We start from the raw sequence: 16,912 nt of genomic DNA on the forward strand, positions 1-16,912 counted from the left end.
CGCGAACGACTCGGACATCGCCTCGCGGCCCGTCAGTTTCCAGAACAGAAGCCCCTCCACCGGGAGCTGAACGGTAATTCGGTTGAGCATAATCTTTATTCCATCTAGCTTATGCGATGCAGATAAGAGGTTCTGCATCTGTGATAAAGCGTCATTCAAGAAAGGGGCTTTTCCCTCTTGATCATCCAAAAAACAAGAGAGTAGATTTTCAGTGACTCTGATGTGACAAATAAACCTACATTCAACCAGATGTTTGAAAAATCAAACATACTTACTAAAAGAGGGAACAATGAGACCGAACATCTGAATGAAATCAAGCGAAATAATTCCTGAGCGAGTGCAAGTTTAACCGCTCCGATCTTTCGCTTGAAGAATAAACAGGCCGAAGTACACAAAGAGAGTAATAAAAGTAAGTCAAGCACAAAAAAAAGCATGACCAAAATGCTGAAACCATCACCTGCATAATAATGCAACGAATCACTAAACGCTTTTGCGTCAGAAATGAATGGAATTCTGTGCTGGCGAACTGAATTCACGCAATAAAGCAACATTGCGAGAAGATCCATACTTCCCCAGAAATACCATAGATGGCTATTTAAATGAGCGAGCTTGTATTGTGTACGCCCGTTATTGTTATTTAAAAAAATGGGGGAGCACATATTGGCTTCAACTCAACCCTCCGGGTTAGGAATAAATTCAAAACGCACAAACAGGAGAGACAATCTTCTCGTACTCCTTTGAATGAAGCCTAAGACTTCAAAGATCGTACACTTCCATAGTCTCCCCTGTTTATATTCCTACGGATTCACCAGCCAGGTGCCCGGCTTGGTAATATCCAGCGTCTGGCCACGCGTTCTTCCGTTGCCCTGCAGTTCAATCTTCGCCTCACCGGCCGGCAGCTTGAGCGATGCATAGCCGTTGGTTCCCGGGCGCAGCGCTTTTGGCTCGCCGTTTACTTTCAGCGTTTCACCGTCGAGGATGCGGATATAGACCAACGCAACAGGGCTCGCGGCAGGCGGTGGCGTCTGCTGTGCCGTCACCGGTTCGCCCACCTTCGCCGTTTCTGGCTTCACGTCTGGGGCGTTCGCGGCGGTTTCGGTTGGACGCGTCTCTGCCGGTGCCTGCGCAGCCTGCTCTGGCGCATCTTTGCCGCCGCTAAACAGCATCGCGCCAGCGACAACGCCGACCAGCACGCCTGCGGCAACCATGCCCGGGATCCTGTAGCGACGCCAGTCGAGCAGCGACGCCGGCTGTTCCTCCTCCACCGGTACCAGCATCGTGCCGGGCTTTTTCGCCGTCAGCACGTCGTTAATCCCGGCGACCGGCATCTCTATCAGCGCGGCGAACTCGTCGATGGACTGCGGACGGTCTTCCATGTGCAGCGCCAGCGCGCGGTCAATGGCCTGCAGCAGCGGAATGGAATAGCCCTGCGGCATGATTTCCACCAGCGGTTTGCAGGTATCCTGAATCGAGCGCACCACGCTGACCGGCGGCGGAGAACCCACAATCAGGGTACGCAGCACGGCGCCGAGGGCGTAAATGTCCGTCCACGGGCCCTGCTCGCTTTCGTTGTCGTCGGTGTACTGCTCGATCGGCGCAAAGCCCGGGCGCAGCATGGTTTCCGTTTCATCGGAAAGGTTACCGATGGTGCGGCGCGCGGAGCCGAAATCGAGCAGCACCGGCAGGCCGTTATCCTGGATCTGGATGTTATCCAGCGAGATGTCTCGGTGCAGATAGCCTTCGTCATGGATGGTCTTGATCGCACCGAACAGCATCGGCAGCGTGCGGCGGATCCAGGCTTCGTTGATCAGCTCCGGCTTTTCCTCGCGCAGGCGCGAAAGCGTGGTGCCGCTGTAAAACAGCGTCCCCATGTAGGCCGTGTCGTTTTGTACCCAGAAGCGCAGGACGTGCAGCAGGTTCGGGTGGTTAAAGCGCGCCAGCAGACGGGCTTCCTGGATAAAGCTGTTCAGGCCCGCGGAAAACGCTTTGCCAAAGCGCTCGCTGCGGAGCACCAGGGTCATGTCGTCGCCGCGTACAGCGAGCGAGGAAGGCATAAATTCTTTGATAGCGATAGTGCGTTCGAGCTGGTGATCCCACGCGCGATAGACAATGCCAAAACCGCCGCCGCCGATCACCTCTTTGATTTCAAACTCGTTGAAGCGGTACCCGACCGGGAGCGCGTTTGGGACAGTCCGATTGTTATCATTATCCGTCATCTTTTACAGTTCTCTTGATGATTATTACGCGGCAAACTGACAGTGAAACTCGCCCTGCTCGCAGGTGACGTGCAGATGTCGGTACTGTTCGTCGCTGCGGCTGGCGGTAAGTAAGATCTGGCTCATCTGGGGCAGCAGGGTGTTGGTCAGAATAGCATCCACCATGCGGCCGCCGGACTCCACCTCGGTGCAGCGCTGAACAATCTGTTCCACCACGCTGTCGTCAAACTCAGAAATAATGCTGTGATTCTCCTCCAGACGACGCTGAATGCGCCTGAGCTGCAGGCGAACAATCTGCCCCAGCATCTCGTCGCTGAGCGGGTAGTACGGCACCACCAGCAGACGGCCCAGCAGCGCCGGTGGGAACACCTCCAGCAGCGGCTGGCGCAGCGCGCCGCTTAACGCCTCAGGCTCCGGCATCAGGTCCGGATCGGCGCACATGGCGCTAATCAGCTCGGTGCCGACGTTGGAGGTCAGAATAATAATGGTGTTGCGGAAATCAATGTGGCGCCCCTCGCCGTCTTCCATCCAGCCTTTGTCGAAGACCTGGAAGAAGATCTCGTGGACGTCCGGGTGCGCTTTCTCAATTTCGTCCAGCAGCACGACGCTGTATGGGCGGCGGCGGACGGCCTCGGTTAATACCCCGCCTTCACCATACCCTACGTACCCCGGAGGCGCACCTTTTAAGGTGGAGACGGTGTGCGCTTCCTGGAACTCGCTCATGTTGATGGTGATGACGTTCTGCTCGCCGCCGTACAGGGATTCGGCGAGCGCCAGCGCGGTTTCGGTTTTACCGACGCCGGACGGACCGCACAGCATAAAGACGCCCACCGGCTTGTTCGGGTCGTCCAGCTTCGCCCGGGAGGTTTTCACGCGGCGGGCAATCAGGTCCAGACCGTGACGCTGGCCGATAACGCGCTGGTTCAGCGTGTCGGCAAGGTTGAGTACCGCGTCGATCTCGTTTTTCACCATCCGGCCCAGCGGGATCCCGGTCCAGTCAGAGACGACCGCGGCGACCACGTTTTCATCCACCGCGGCAAACAGCAGCGGCTCGTCTCCCTGTAAGGCGTTCAGCGCCTGCTGCTGCTCCGCCAGCTGGCCGCGCAGCTCGGCGGTATCTTCTTCGCCCGCCGCGAACAGCGCGGCGCGCAGGCGGATAATCTCCTGCACCAGGCTGCGCTCTTCTTCCCAGCGCCGGGCCAGGGCTTCGCGTTTTGTCTCATACGCGTCGCGTTCGGCGCGTAATGCCGTGACGCGCTCGGCATCACCCGCCCCCACGCGCGCTTCGCGTTCTGCGATCTCAATTTCCACGTCAAGCGCAGCAAGGTGGCGCAGGCAGTCTTCCAGTTGCGCAGGCGGCGCGCTCTGGCTCACCGCGACGCGGGCGCAGGCGGTGTCGAGCAGGGCCACGGCTTTGTCCGGCAGCTGACGCGCCGGGATGTAGCGGTGGGACAGCTTCACCGCCGCGCTGACCGCTTCGTCGAGCAGCAACACCTGGTGGTGCGTCTCCAGCGGCGACACGGTGCTGCGCAGCATCAGAATGGCTTTCGCTTCGTCCGGCTCGTGAACCTGCACCGTCTGGAAACGACGGGTCAGCGCCGGGTCTTTCTCAATGTACTTTTTGTATTCTGCCCAGGTGGTGGCGCCGATGGTGCGCAGCTGGCCGCGCGCCAGGGCTGGCTTCAGCAGGTTCGCCGCATCGCCGGTCCCCTGCTGGCCGCCTGCGCCAATCAGGGTGTGGATCTCATCGATAAACAAAATGATCGGCGTGGCGCTGGACTGGACTTCGTTAATGAGCGCCTGCAGACGGGCTTCAAACTCGCCTTTCATGCCTGCACCGGCCTGCAGCATGCCGATATCCAGCAGCCACAGCTGAATGTTCTGCAGCGGCTCCGGCACGTCGCCGTCGGCGATACGCAGCGCCAGCCCTTCCACCACCGCCGTTTTCCCGACTCCGGCCTCCCCGGTCAGCAGCGGGTTGTTCTGACGACGGCGCATCAGGATATCGACCATCTGGCGGATCTCCTCGTCGCGCCCGACGACCGGGTCAATCTTCCCTTCGCGGGCGCGGGCGGTCAGGTCCTGACCGTACTGGGCCAGCGTCCCCTGAGCAGCCGGAACCGCGCCCGCCGGTGCGTCGACGGCGGCAGCGGCCTGCTGCGTCTCTTTGCTGTTGGCGCAGATGGTATCGAACTGCTCAATCAATACCTCGACGTTAAGGCGGGTGAACTGCGCCGAAATGCTTTTCAGCACGTTGGCCAGGTTCCAGGTTTTGAGTATGCCGATCAGCAAATGGCCGCCGCGAATGCGGCTGACGCCAAACTTCAGTGAGCCAAAGACCCAGGCGCGCTCCACGGCGCTGTCGATATGCTCGGAGAGATCGGAAACGGAACTCGCCCCGCGCGGAAGCACATCCAGCGCGGCAACGATGTCGCGCGTCAGCTGCTGCTCGTCGAGGGCAAAGTGGCGGATGACCTGCTGCAGATCGCCATCCTGCTGCTGCATCAGCTGATGCAGCCAGTGCACCAGCTCAACATAGGGGTTGCCGCGCAGCTTGCAGAACGCAGTGGCGCTTTCCAGAGAGGTAAATAACAGCGTATCCAGTTTGCCGAAAAGCACGGCACGGCTAATTTCTGACATGTTAGTTTCCATTAACAATGATTCGGTATACGTAAGGATTACCGCTCTGCGCGATACACCAGATCGCCACGCGGGACAGGCTGGGGTTGATGCCCCAGCCAGGTGTTATAGCCTAATCGCCCATGACTGCCGAGCGTGGCGCCCTGCACCGCGTCTGCGCGCAGGATCACCCGCGTTTCCCATTCAAACTCCACGCCGGCGTACTGACGCACCCAGTCGCGCAGCTCGGTGACCCACGCTTCACCCGGCAGAAAGCGGTTGTACTCCTCCGCGCTCAGCGGGCCAATCTCGATGCGAAACTTATGCTGCACGTCGCGGACGGCGACGCCGAGAAAGGCGGACTCACCCATGCGCGGCATACGGCGTCCTGCTCCCAGTTGCGCCTGCTCGCGCGCGGAGAGAGGCATCCACTGCGGCACGTTGCTGACCAGTTTGACCGGCGCCTTAAAATAGCTGCGCAGGATCTTCTCCAGCCCCTCCGGATCCCGCCCGTGACGGGTCAGGTGCCCGGCGTGGGTAAAGCGCGCGTGCGCGCTCAGGCTGCCGTTGTCCATCTGACTCGGCTGGCCCATGCCAATCAGCGATGCCAGATAGCCCTCAAAGCGCTTGTTATCGGCGCGATCCAGCGAGACGGTGGGCTGCGCATCCGCCCACGCGCGGTAAAACAGCAGCGCAAGGCGGTGGTGGAACAGATCGGCAAACGCGCTCAGGCTGGTGTCCTGATGATGATAAATACGCTCGCGGGCGTACTCGGTCATGTGGACCGGCAGCGGGCCGTTCGGGCCAAACAGGCCGAAGCTGAGGATAGAGACCTCATGCAGCCCGCTCTCTTCCCGCTGACGCACCCTGGCCAGCGTCGACGGGGCAAAACTCATCGACGGCTGCTGGCCGATGCGCAGCGGTTCAAATTTTGGCAGCGGCGCGCGGCCCAGCGGATAGCGCTCGCCGCCCTGGGCATCAATGCGCCTTAACAGCTGAAACAGATCGTAGCGCCAGGGCGTCTCGCGGACGCCGTGCCAGAACGCATCCGGCAGCTTCGTCAGGCGATGCACGCGCAGCGGTGCAGTGGCGGCGTCACTCATATCAGCGCCCTTTTACCCATGCGCGGCGCCCAGTAGCCAATCTCGCCGCGCTGCTGACTTTTCAGGGTGAACTCGGTGAAGCTGTTGATAGAGACCAGACGGGCAAAGAGGCGCTCCATCACGCTGCCGAAGAGCCACGGACTGGCCCCCGAAAAGGCTCGCTCATCCACCGTCAGCGTAATGCCGATCCCGCGGGCGAACACCACCGGGCCGGGTTCAGGCACGCGGCGGTGAACCGGCTCCAGCACGCAGTGGCGAACGCCCTCCACCTGACGCGCCACGGGCGTTTCGGCCAGGTTGGCGTACAGTCCTAACAGCTGGCGCAGCGCGGCAGCCCCCTCCTCATTGTTACTGTCCATCAGGCTGAGGTAGTTCATCTGCAGCTGGCTGATAAGCCGCCAGGTGCTGAACCCTTCCGCCAGCGCCGGACGCGGCGGCGTCGGCCCTTTACGCAGGGTGAGGGATTTCACCGGCATGGAGTCAGCCATAATGAACTCCCCGAGCTCCTGCTGCAGCATCAGCGGCAGGTCACGGCTGGTGCAGAGCACCTCGGCAGAGATATAGCGCAGGTTTTCCTGCCACGGCGCGTGCTGTTCATCCACCAGCGAGACGAAGACCTCCGAGCCGATATAGCCGGTACGGGTGCCGTAGCGCAGGGCGTGCTCGGACAGCACGCGCTGCTCGCGTCGCAGGGAAAAATAGGCCCCGTAGTTGCCCGCATCGCCGCTCCAGGTGCTCCAGAACGGACGAAACGTCTGGTCATCACGCTGGCCGTCCGCGCTGCCATAGATTTTTTTCACCGCGTAGATTTCATAATCCAGCGGACGGATGTTATCGACCACCAGATGGTATTCATGCTGACCGTCATTAAGCTTCTGCCGCGCCGCGACCTTTGGGAACAGGTTGATGACGGGAGTGCAGTGCAGCGCCAGATGGCTGGCATCGACCACGCGCTCCAGCTGTTCATCCGACTTATCCAGCAGGATGAAGATGTCGAAGGCTTTTTCACCTTCACAGCGCTGGATGAGCGTGCTCAGACCGCTGAGGCTAATGAAGCGGAAACGGGCCGGAAACGCGAAATACTCCTGCAGCAGGCGATAGCCGTCAAAGTTACGCAGATCGTCCGGAAGCAGCGCCTGGTCAGGCTCAAATCCCTCCTGGCGCAGCGCATCCGTTGCCAGCAGCTGCCGCTGCGGCTGCGGGCTGACCGTCTGACAGACGATCCCGGCGTGGTGCTCCATCACCAGCTCCAGCAGCTTCAGCGCCTCGATATCCGGACCGGCGAGGAAAAACTCAAGACGGTCAAAATCCAGATGCCCGAGATGTTGCGGGCCGTCGCAGGCGATGCGGATCCGCAGGGCGCTGCCGATCCCCCGCTGGCTCAGACCCAGCTGTGCGAGCGGCAAATCGGCGGGAACTCCGCCCAGCTCGACCTTGTCGATTTTCAGCGGCAGCAGGTTGACCTCGTGCGCCGTGGTATAGCTGCAGGTCACGCCGGTTTTTTTCAGCGCCAGGCTGTCCATCATGGTGCCGCGCGGCACGATGAAGCCCTTGCTCAGGTCGCCCCGGCTGCTGTCGGGCTGAATCTCCGCAATCGCCATCGACGGCGTGGGCGCAAGATAGTTTGGCGCAATCATCTCCAGCAGACGCTGGGAGAAGCGCGGAAACTCCGCGTCCATTTTCATCTGCACGCGGGAGGTCAGGAAGGCGAACCCTTCCATCAGACGTTCGGTATACGGGTCCGCCACGTCGATGCCGCGCATGCCCAGCCGTCCGGCGACTTTCGGGTAGCGTTCGGCAAACTCGGCCCCCATTTCGCGCAGGTAGGCCAGCTCACGGTTGTAGTATTCGAGCAGTTTACTTTCCATGATTACCCCGCATCTTTCAGTTCAAAATGGCCGTTTTCCAGATCGACATCGGTGCGAAACAGAAACTCCAGCGGGTACGGCACGCACCATAAACGCCCTTTGATCTCGATGGAGAGCACGTTGTGCAGATCCAGCGAGGAGGTATCCGATACGCAGCGGACCTGCAGCCCCTGCGGCAAAATGCGTGGTTCAAAATTGATGATGGCCTCGGTGAGCTTACGCTGAATGTCGTGCCATTCGATGTCCGACATTCTTTTCCCGGCCAGGGGCGCGACGCCGAAGTTAACCACCGAGCGGCTCACGTGCGGTAGCGCGCTTAAATCGCCGGAGGCATCGTGGTTGATGGTATTAAACAGCCACTGCAAATCGCGCAGCACATTGCGGCGCAGGGCGGCGTGGGTGATCAGATTGCTGTTGGCCGACTCACGCTTTTTTTCCGGGTCGTTATCAGTGAGGCGATCGAGCAGCGAGGGTTGCATTTTGTCGCGCGCCCCCACCTTCTCCTGCCTGCTGCGGGCTTGCCAGCCGCTGCGCAGCAGATCGCCTTCGCCAGCGGGATTACTCATCGGCTCCATCCGTCGCAAACGTCACGAGGCTTAAGGACAGCAGCGGGCTTTCGCTTTGCTCGCTCAGCCAGGCCTTCTGGCCCTGGCCTTCATAGAGCGTGCCGTCAGTATCGAGCGGGTGCCAGTCGGTGGTCCGCCCGAGTTTAACCGCGTCAGAGGCATCGGCCGCAAACGGGTAACGCGCCGGGATCTGGCACACCTGCTCCGTCCCGTCCGTCAGGCGCACCAGCGCGTGACGCCAGACCAGGTCGGTCACGCTGGCAGGCGCCTGGAAACGGATCTCCGCGATAGCGTTAAACGGCAGCCAGAAATAGCGGCCGTTGACGATGGTTTCGCATACCGGGCCGAGACGGGCATCGCCGTCCATCAGCCAGTCAAAGGCCTGCGTCTCCTCGTTTTCGAGGGTAATCTGGCCGGGGGTGGCCTGCGCCTGCTCAAGGGCTTCCAGACGCAGCGCCTGCGCGCGCTCGCCCTCCTCGCTCAGCGCCGCCGCAAGGGTGGTTAGCCACGGCCACTGGGTTTCAGGCATCGCCGGACGCGCCTGTCCCGCCATCACCTGCGCGCGCTGCAGCTCGCCCTGAATGGACTGCTCCAGCAGCGTGACGGTGGGTTTCGCCTGCGGCTTCAGCGCCAGCCAGCTTTTCAGCTGGGTCAGGGCACGCGTCCAGTTACCGCTAAGGGTTAAAAACTGCACGAACGCGGCGCGGAGGTCGGCATCCGCCGGACGGGCTTTGATTTCTGCTTCCAGACGCGCGAGCGCGTCGTTGAGCGACTCACCCGCCAGGTGTTGATAGAGCGTATTCATCGCCATTCCTTAATTTGCCGCGCGCCATGCGCCAACGGCCGGATCGCGCAGCTGAGGACGCAGGGTGTCAATCAGCACGATATTCAGCGGGGTGCCGGGTGCCACCCAGGCGCTCCAGGTTTTTTTCACCGCCGCGATACGCGCCTGCAGCTTTGCATCGTCGCTGGCGGTTTCACGGGAGATCTCCACCGCGACGGTGCCGTTGCTCTTCCAGCTGTTCAGGGTGCTGTCGTAAGGCAGGATCATCCAGCTCTGGTCGCTGTTTGGGGTGCTGAATACCATGCGCTCTTTGTTGACGGAGGTGATCAGCGCGTTTTCCGGGTCGGCGCTCTGATTCAGCCCGGTTACCGGGAAGCCATGAATGTACGTTACCGCCATCTCTTTCTGCCCGCCGTTGCGGGACTGCGACACAACGGTGTGTCCGCTCAGCCAGCTGCCGTTGCCGCAGCGGGTGGTGTCCGAATCCGGAATGAAGAGCGCCGGTGCAGAGGCGCCCCCTTCCCAGAAGGTGCGCAGGTGGCAACCGTCCTGCAGGGTAAACTCCTGCCACGGCGTACGGTCGGCGGCAACGGTGCGGGAAGCCACGTTCTGATCGGGCGGCAGTAACGCGCCGCTGGCTGGGGTGGCGGTGACGGTCGCAGCAGGCGCGGCCTGCTCCTGTTTCACCACCAGCGCCCAGTCCTGCGCTTTGCCTGCCGTGCCCTGTGCCAGCGTGGTACCCGCCGGATCGTTGAGCGTCCAGCTGAGTTTATTGACTTTACTGCACTGGTGTTCCAGCAGCGCGCCAAGACGCGGCACAAAGTTCTCCAGCACGGAGACGTCTTTCTTGCCGTTCGCCACAATGCGCAGCGCCACCTCAGGCTTACACCAGCTCTGCGGCGTGTTGTCTTTGATGTTGTCGATCCAGATATCCAGCTTCTGCGCAGGAGACTGCACGATGCGGAAATTTTCAGCCTGCGCGGTAGAGGTCGCCGCCAGAAGTGCCAAACCCGATAGCCAAAGTTTCATATCGTTCCTTGTGTGTCTAATCAGTTCCGCAGGGAAGAAATTGTGCTGCGTCAGAGAGGGTGTGCAGCAAAGTGGTGTCCTGAGGGTTGCCCATCCATACCGCCAGGGCAGTATAGTTATCCTGGGCATTCCCCTCCTGTTCGCCATTCTTTTGAATGATTTGGTTCATTAAGGTCAGCCACTCCTGCGGCGTATTCACCATATGCAGCGACTGCTTCATTTGCTCTTCGCTGACGCCGTGCCAGAACCCGTCGGTGCAGAGTAAAAAGGCATCGCCGTCTTCAACCTGCACCACGTCGCTGTAGCTCGCTTCCGGCCCGCCGTTTTCAATTCCCAGCGCCAGATAGAGCAGATTGCTGTTCAGGTTGTCGGTCTGGTGCCCGGCATCTTTCATCTGCTGCACCAGGCTGTGGTCGGTGGTCACATGCCACAGCCATCCCCGGCGGAACAGGTACAGGCGGCTGTCTCCGGCATGGGCCCAGTAGGCCAGCCCGTAATCACGGTCAATGAACAGGCTAACCAGCGTCGTGCCCATCCGGCGATAGTCCTGAACGGCCTGCTGTTCGCTGAGAATAGTGCGATTCGCCGTCTGCACGTAGTCGCGAATATGCTGCGCATTAAGATGTTTGTCGCCATCAAAGCGGGAGATAATGCTGTTGCGGGCCAGCGCGGCGGCCACTTCGCCGCCCGGCAGCCCCGCGATGCCGTCGCAGACGACAAAGCAGGCTGAACGTTCCCCAATGGTTTCTCCCGTCTGATCCTGGTTGCTGGCGCGCGTCCCCTGGCGGGAGAGAGAAGCCGTTGCGATATTCATTTGTCTTCCGATCCGCTCTGTGAGTCTTTGTACTGATTCACCTCCATGTCATACGCATGAAGGAAGGCCTCGCCGAACAGGGTGTGGAAGTCGTCCTCAATCTCGCCCGCCGTCTCGCCATAGCTGCGAACAAAGTAGTCCCACAGGGCGGCTTTGCGGCTGCCCGGCAGCGCCAGACGCGAGGTCATGCCGTTCTGCTTCGCCTGCTCTTCCAGCTGTTCCGGGTTAAAGGACTGCAGCATCGCGGCAATAATGGCGCGGATGCCGGAGATCATGCCCAGCTGGTGCGCCTGCAGGTCGATCAGCGCGTCGCGCACGGATTTGGTTGGCGGCATAAAGCCCGGCATCGGGGTGCCGAACATCTGGATTAACACGGTTTTGCCGGTCGGCAACAGCTTGAACGGGTTGTTGGCATCGTCCAGCACCATGGTCATGTCGGCTTTTACGCCGCGCTTGAGAATGGAGCGCGAGGAGAGCAGCGCCACGGTCCCCTGAGAGAACATGCCGAGGATCTGCCCCAGCTGACGCATATTTTCACGGTCAAACTGCGGAACGGGCTGCATTTCGCTGAGTCCCATCCCCTCCAGCAGCGCCTCCAGCAGCTCGCCCTGCAGCACTTCGCCCTTCTCACCGCTGTTTGCCGTGGCGGCTGGGGCGGCGGCGTTATTGACCGGATCGATGCGCAGGCGGCCCTTCGGGGCCTGAGCGCTGCTGCGCGCAACGGCCTGTGGCGTCGGCATCGTGAAGCCAGCGTAATCCGGTCGCGCGGGTTCTTCTTCAGCACGCGGTTCCTCCTGCGGCTCAGGGGCGAACAGCGGAGAATCGGCCAGCGCGTCCTCTTCCTGCTCAGGTTCCGGCACGGGGGCTGGCTTCTCGTTAATCACGTCATCCGGATGGGTTAACGGCGCGCCGCCCATCAGCCCGAGCGGGTCGTCATTACGCGCGGCTGGCGCGCTGGACTTACCGCCAAACAGGGCCAGCGGATCGAGCTCATCCGTCCCCTCTTCGTTCGGGGCTGGCTGGGTCTCAACCGGTGGCACCAGCGTGGAAGGCGTAACGTCGTCAAAAATGCTCTCTTTTTTAAACAGCGCTTCGTCGCTGAACAGCGAGTCCGGATCGACATGCTTACGTTCGAGCGTGGGATCGCTGTCGTTGAACATCGCCAGCGGATCTTCGGCGTTACGCTCCGGGGCTGCAGGCTGGGAGAACGGATCGTGCGATGCCGCAGGCTGCGGTTTTGTACGGTTGCTGGAGATGCTGTCGGAGATGGAAAACTCCTGCATCAGGCTATCCCAGATCTCCGTTGGCACGGCGGTCGGCTCGGCTTTCCCACGGGGTGCGGCACTCGCCGGTTTCGGCTGCTGCGCAGGCGCAGGAGCCACGGTCGGACGCGCCTGCTGGTGCAGGCTGGCCGCCATGCGGCTCACGGGCTGGGTATCGTGGATCAGCTCGGTCACTTCGATACGGTAGTCATCAATACCGAGAATGTCGCCATCCTGCAGCTCAACCTGACGCCCTCGCTCCAGCGGAATGTCATTTAATACCACACGGGTAACGCTGCCGCGGTTGGTGACGCGGCATTCGCCCTGAGCGTCCACGTGAACAATGGCCTGCAGACGAGAGATGGTGCGGTCATTGTCCGGCAATACCAGATTGTTATCCGTACCGCGCCCAATGGTGCCGCCCGGGGCGTAAAAATCACAGCTGCTTTGCGGCGGCTGATGACCGGGTTTCGTAGAAATAATCGTGAATCGCATGGCGTATTCCTGCTGGTATGATTAGCGCTCAAACGCTGCCGCTCTCGGGGCGAGAACGGCGGCGTTTGGGGTTAACACATTCTATTCAGTCTGCGTAAGCTTAAACTGGCCTGAGGGACCTTCTTGTAAGGTGAAGCGGGCCGCATAGCGAATAGAATCGTTTTTCCCTGACACCTTCAGGGCAACATCATATTCTCCGGCTTGCCACGCAATCCCCTGCCACTGGTGACACTGTTGGGTCGTTAACGTCACTTCAGGGCTAAACGTTGACGGCGGCGATACCGCTTTCCATTCATTTCCCGCGCGTTTCATAATGGTGGGTGAATGGCTGGTGACCGGCGCTTCTAACCCGGAATTAGCAGGGATAGCAAAGCAGGGTTCATTATTTTTCAGCGTTACCGAAAGCGACTGATATTGTTCTGGATGAGACAAACAGGCGCTGACCATTAACGTGACTGCAAACACACCGAATAACTTTTGCATAATCATGCCCGCCAATCCTGAGGGCTCTTGAGGTTGATAATGACCGGGGAAAACTCCCCGGCCACATGCGCAATTACGCTTCTTTGTTCTCTTTGATGTTCCAGCCAGCGCTGCTTTCAGCACCTTTACCACCCGACGTGGTCTGCTCCCAGTACTGCTGTTTCACTTTCGCAGCCTGGAATGCATAGGTCACACCAACGGTATCGCCATTGTCAGCACCGGTATACTGAACAGAGGTCACCAGCACATCTTCCAGCGTGATGCGGGAGTATTCCACCTGCTGGCCGCCCGCTTTACAAACGGACAGCTCAACTTTAGTCAGGTGTTTACCGCTTGCGCAGTGTTTCAGGATAGCGGTGGTGGATTTGTCGATCAGTGCGTTAACGTGCAGGTCGTTAAAGTTAACTTTACCGGCACCGCCGCCACCGCCAACGCTCATATTACCTGGCTGGGAAGCGCCCCAGGAGAAGGAGGTAATATCAGTCCAGCCGGTGTGGTTAGAATCTTTCGATTCGCCCGTAACACCCTCGACCTTCAGAAACATATCAATAGCCATAATATCTACTCTTCGTGGATGAACAATATTGCTTTCGAAAAAGCACTTATATGGCAAACAGGAAAGCATGGGGCTGAATAAAACCGTCCATATTTTACCTCTGCCTCATATCAAATGACCCGTGTCATTTGACAGTCTTACATTCCCCCGGAATAAATGGAAAGAATGTGAAGTCTTTTACTACTGCGGGTTATCCTGAATCCAGGTGCGGTCAGGATTTCCGATGATTAATTGAGGAACAAGTTTATTAAGTTCGTCACTATGATAAAGACGCAGACAATTTAACGTGACACCTTTTACGTCGGGCTTTCGCTCAGCATGAAACCCGTTAATGTGATCTTTATATTTTCCAATGAGCGCATCCATTTTCTCAGTGCCATTTTCAGCATCAAAAGGTATCCACTCAATGAATGCACTCGCAGTGCGAGCGGCGTCAGTAGAAAACTGGCTGCCTTTATCTGCCACCTGCGCAAGGCAGCGCGCAAGGACAAAATCTTTAACTACCTGCCGGTATGTTTGCTGCTGATAAAAATCAACGTATGGGTTATCGCCGCGAGCAGAAAAACATAAGCAAGCGAGCAAAAGAAATGCTGTCTTTAGCTGCCTGGATGAAATTATTTTAATTCCCAAAACCAGATTTCCTGACAGTACGGAAAGCAATCGGAGTTACATATAAACGAATTATTACTCAGAGGCTCGATAAGGTCGATATGACCACCGCCATACCCATCAATTTTATTGAAGAAAACAACGCCTTTTCGGCCCAACATCGATCGCGAACCCGCCTCACGATCGGTAAAGATTTCTGCCTTGCCAAACACATGGGATTTATAAAGTTGATCCGCAAGTAATTTTGCGCCGGGTTCGATTGTTTTTCCTTTATAGGGGCCCGACTTTATGGGTAAACGCCCTGTGAATTCAACATTACATTTTAACAATGCCAGACTCATTCTTACCGCACAGGTATTTTCGTATGCCGGTTGCTGCTTGATAATCGTTGAATAATCATAGCCAATTTCTGAGAAGACCTGTTCACCCGAGGCAAAACCCGCGCGGGTATGATTTGAAGAGTAATGCTGACGTTTTAGTTGTTCGTATAATGGTCTCATTTGTCACTCTCCTTTTTGCACGGGCGTAATTCTTTCATTCCGTCAATGATGATTTTTGAAGCGCGTTCCTCGCCTTGCTGTTTCGATAAGTTCGCAAAACGAGAATAGAGAAACTCATGTAGCGTATTTGGCAAAAAAGGCCTGCCCTTGCACCATGCAGTGCCCTCAGACGCGTCGACTACGCCGAGAAGATACATATTTGCCTTGATGCGTTCACGTTCATTCGTTTTCGACAGCCAGGCTTTAGCGAAACGATCTGCACTCAAATTTAAATCGTATCCCGTTAACAACGTCGGATCGCGTTGAAAGTTTGATGTGTCATCCTGAGGCAATGCTTCCGCTTGAGGGTATTTATAATTTCCGGCGTCCGCGCTTGCCAGAGTAGAAACTGCCAGCAAACTGGTTGCGATCAAAAGTCTATGTTTCACCGTATATCCTTATTCACTGACAGAAATTAGCTAAGCTCTTTACGTTCAAATGGCCGGCCCCTGCGGGCCGGCACTCATCATCACGCGTCTTTCGTCTTCAGCGACGGCAGTTTAGATACCAGACGCAGAGAAACGGTCAGACCTTCCAGCTGGTAGTGCGGACGCAGGAAGAACTTCGCGGCGTAGTAGCCCGGGTTGTCCTCAATCTCCTGCACCTGCACTTCCGCAGCCGCCAGCGGTTTGCGGGACTTGGTCTCCTGGGAGGAGTTGGCCGGGTCACCGTCGACGTAGTTCATGACCCAGTCGTTCAGCCAGCGCTCCATCTCTTCGCGCTCGCGGAAGGAGCCGATTTTGTCGCGCACGATGCACTTCAGGTAGTGGGCAAAACGGCAGCAGGCGAACAGGTACGGCAGGCGAGAGGCCAGACGCGCGTTGGCGGTGGCATCCGGGTCGTGGTACTCGGCCGGTTTTTGCAGGGACTGCGCGCCGATGAAGGCAGCAAAGTCGGAGTTTTTGCGGTGAACCAGCGGCATAAAGCCGTTTTTCGCCAGCTCGGCTTCACGACGATCGCTGATGGCGATCTCGGTCGGGCACTTCATGTCCACGCCGCCGTCATCGCTCGGGAAGGTGTGGCACGGCAGGTTTTCCACCGCCCCGCCGGACTCCACGCCGCGAATCGAGGTGCACCAGCCGTACTCTTTGAAGGAGCGGTTGATGTTGGCTGCCATCGCATAGGCCGCGTTCGCCCAGGCGTAGCTGTTGTGGTTCGCGCCGTCGGTCTGCTCTTCAAAGTCAAAGCTGTCGACCGGGTTGGTGCGAATGCCGTACGGCATGCGCGACAGGAAGCGCGGCATCACCAGGCCCAGATAGCGGGCATCTTCGGATTCACGCAGTGAACGCCAGGCGGCGTATTCGGTGTTCTGGAAGATCTTGGTCAGGTCGCGCGGGTTGGCCAGCTCCTGCCAGGACTCCATCTGCATCACGCCCGGTGCGGTACCGGTAATGAACGGACAGTGCGCCGCAGAACCGATGCGCGCCATTTCCCCCAGAAGCTCAACGTCCTGCGGGCTGTGGTCGAAGTAGTAGTCGCCGACGATGCAGCCAAACGGCTCGCCGCCGAACTGACCGTACTCCTGCTCGTAGATCTTCTTGAAGATCGGGCTCTGGTCCCAGCCCACGCCCTTGTAGCGCTTCAGGGTGCGGCCCAGCTCCTGCTTGGAGATGCTCATAAAGCGGATCTTCAGCATCTCGTCGGTTTCAGTGTTGTTCACCAGGTAGCTCAGACCGCGCCAGGCGCTTTCCAGCTTCTGAAACTCTTCGTGGTGAATGATCTGGTTCACCTGCTGTGACAGCTGTTCGTCGATACCGGCAATCAGGTTCTGAATGGTGCGGTAGGTATCGTTCGAGAAGGTGACGGTATTTTCCAGCGCCTGCTGCGCCAGGGTTTTGACCGCGCTTTCGACGGCGGAACGCGCCTGGTCGGTTTTCGGGCGGAACTCTTTGTTCAGCAGCGCGCTGAATTCATCCTGGCTGAACGCCTGACCCGCCTGCTGCTCGTGTTGTTGAGTCTGGTTGCTCAT

Annotated in this window: 16 protein-coding genes; all 16 read right to left on the reverse strand. The window is 58.7% G+C overall.

Annotation, left to right across the window (positions count from 1 at the left end; all coding sequences use genetic code 11):
* Window positions 1–155 precede the first annotated feature (155 nt).
* A complete protein-coding gene (locus B498_RS04790) occupies window positions 156–566 on the reverse strand; it encodes a hypothetical protein (RefSeq protein WP_157179055.1) in 411 nt (136 codons plus the stop codon).
* A 231-nt stretch (window positions 567–797) separates the two neighbouring features.
* Window positions 798–2,216, reverse strand: coding sequence for a serine/threonine protein kinase (locus B498_RS04785; protein WP_008502629.1), 1,419 nt, complete (start codon window positions 2,214–2,216; stop codon window positions 798–800).
* A gap of 24 nt (window positions 2,217–2,240) precedes the next feature.
* Window positions 2,241–4,856 carry a type VI secretion system ATPase TssH gene (gene tssH, locus B498_RS04780; protein WP_008502630.1) on the reverse strand — a complete coding sequence of 872 codons (2,616 nt, stop codon included), beginning with the start codon at window positions 4,854–4,856 and terminating at the stop codon, window positions 2,241–2,243.
* Between the two features lie 38 nt (window positions 4,857–4,894).
* Window positions 4,895–5,938, reverse strand: coding sequence for a type VI secretion system baseplate subunit TssG (gene tssG / locus B498_RS04775; protein WP_008502632.1), 1,044 nt, complete (start codon window positions 5,936–5,938; stop codon window positions 4,895–4,897).
* Entirely contained in the window at window positions 5,935–7,806 is a 1,872-nt protein-coding gene (gene tssF / locus B498_RS04770) for a type VI secretion system baseplate subunit TssF (protein WP_008502633.1), read from the reverse strand. Before tssF ends, tssG begins: the two co-directional genes overlap by 4 nt.
* 2 nt (window positions 7,807–7,808) lie before the next feature.
* On the reverse strand, window positions 7,809–8,372 hold the full coding sequence (gene tssE / locus B498_RS04765) for a type VI secretion system baseplate subunit TssE (protein WP_008502634.1): 564 nt from the start codon (window positions 8,370–8,372) through the stop codon (window positions 7,809–7,811).
* Entirely contained in the window at window positions 8,365–9,177 is an 813-nt protein-coding gene (locus tag B498_RS04760; protein WP_008502635.1) for a type VI secretion system accessory protein TagJ, read from the reverse strand. Before B498_RS04760 ends, tssE begins: the two co-directional genes overlap by 8 nt.
* Window positions 9,178–9,186: 9 nt before the next feature.
* Window positions 9,187–10,185 (reverse strand): hypothetical protein, encoded by a 999-nt coding sequence (locus B498_RS04755; RefSeq protein WP_008502636.1) that lies wholly within the window; start codon window positions 10,183–10,185, stop codon window positions 9,187–9,189.
* A gap of 16 nt (window positions 10,186–10,201) precedes the next feature.
* The gene (locus B498_RS04750) at window positions 10,202–10,999 is read right to left on the reverse strand and encodes a PP2C family protein-serine/threonine phosphatase (protein WP_008502637.1); all 798 of its coding nucleotides are present in this window, start codon (window positions 10,997–10,999) and stop codon (window positions 10,202–10,204) included.
* The gene (tagH, locus tag B498_RS04745; RefSeq protein WP_008502638.1) at window positions 10,996–12,756 is read right to left on the reverse strand and encodes a type VI secretion system-associated FHA domain protein TagH; all 1,761 of its coding nucleotides are present in this window, start codon (window positions 12,754–12,756) and stop codon (window positions 10,996–10,998) included. The genes B498_RS04750 and tagH overlap by 4 nt, the downstream gene beginning before the upstream one ends.
* Before the next feature lie 81 nt (window positions 12,757–12,837).
* Window positions 12,838–13,245: a putative T6SS immunity periplasmic lipoprotein gene (locus B498_RS04740; RefSeq protein ID WP_008502639.1), complete on the reverse strand. Its 408-nt coding sequence runs from the start codon at window positions 13,243–13,245 to the stop codon at window positions 12,838–12,840.
* A gap of 67 nt (window positions 13,246–13,312) precedes the next feature.
* On the reverse strand, window positions 13,313–13,795 hold the full coding sequence (locus B498_RS04735; protein WP_008502640.1) for an Hcp family type VI secretion system effector: 483 nt from the start codon (window positions 13,793–13,795) through the stop codon (window positions 13,313–13,315).
* Between the two features lie 180 nt (window positions 13,796–13,975).
* Window positions 13,976–14,425, reverse strand: coding sequence for a T6SS amidase immunity protein Tai4 family protein (locus tag B498_RS0121640; protein ID WP_084831952.1), 450 nt, complete (start codon window positions 14,423–14,425; stop codon window positions 13,976–13,978).
* Window positions 14,410–14,904 (reverse strand): T6SS effector amidase Tae4 family protein, encoded by a 495-nt coding sequence (locus B498_RS04730; RefSeq protein ID WP_008502642.1) that lies wholly within the window; start codon window positions 14,902–14,904, stop codon window positions 14,410–14,412. Before B498_RS04730 ends, B498_RS0121640 begins: the two co-directional genes overlap by 16 nt.
* Window positions 14,901–15,332: a Rap1a/Tai family immunity protein gene (locus B498_RS22535; RefSeq protein WP_021240384.1), complete on the reverse strand. Its 432-nt coding sequence runs from the start codon at window positions 15,330–15,332 to the stop codon at window positions 14,901–14,903. The genes B498_RS04730 and B498_RS22535 overlap by 4 nt, the downstream gene beginning before the upstream one ends.
* Before the next feature lie 80 nt (window positions 15,333–15,412).
* Window positions 15,413–16,912, reverse strand: coding sequence for a type VI secretion system contractile sheath large subunit (tssC, locus tag B498_RS04725; protein WP_008502643.1), 1,500 nt, complete (start codon window positions 16,910–16,912; stop codon window positions 15,413–15,415).

The organism is Enterobacter sp. SST3, from assembly GCF_000286655.1.
Classification (GTDB): domain Bacteria; phylum Pseudomonadota; class Gammaproteobacteria; order Enterobacterales; family Enterobacteriaceae; genus Enterobacter; species Enterobacter roggenkampii.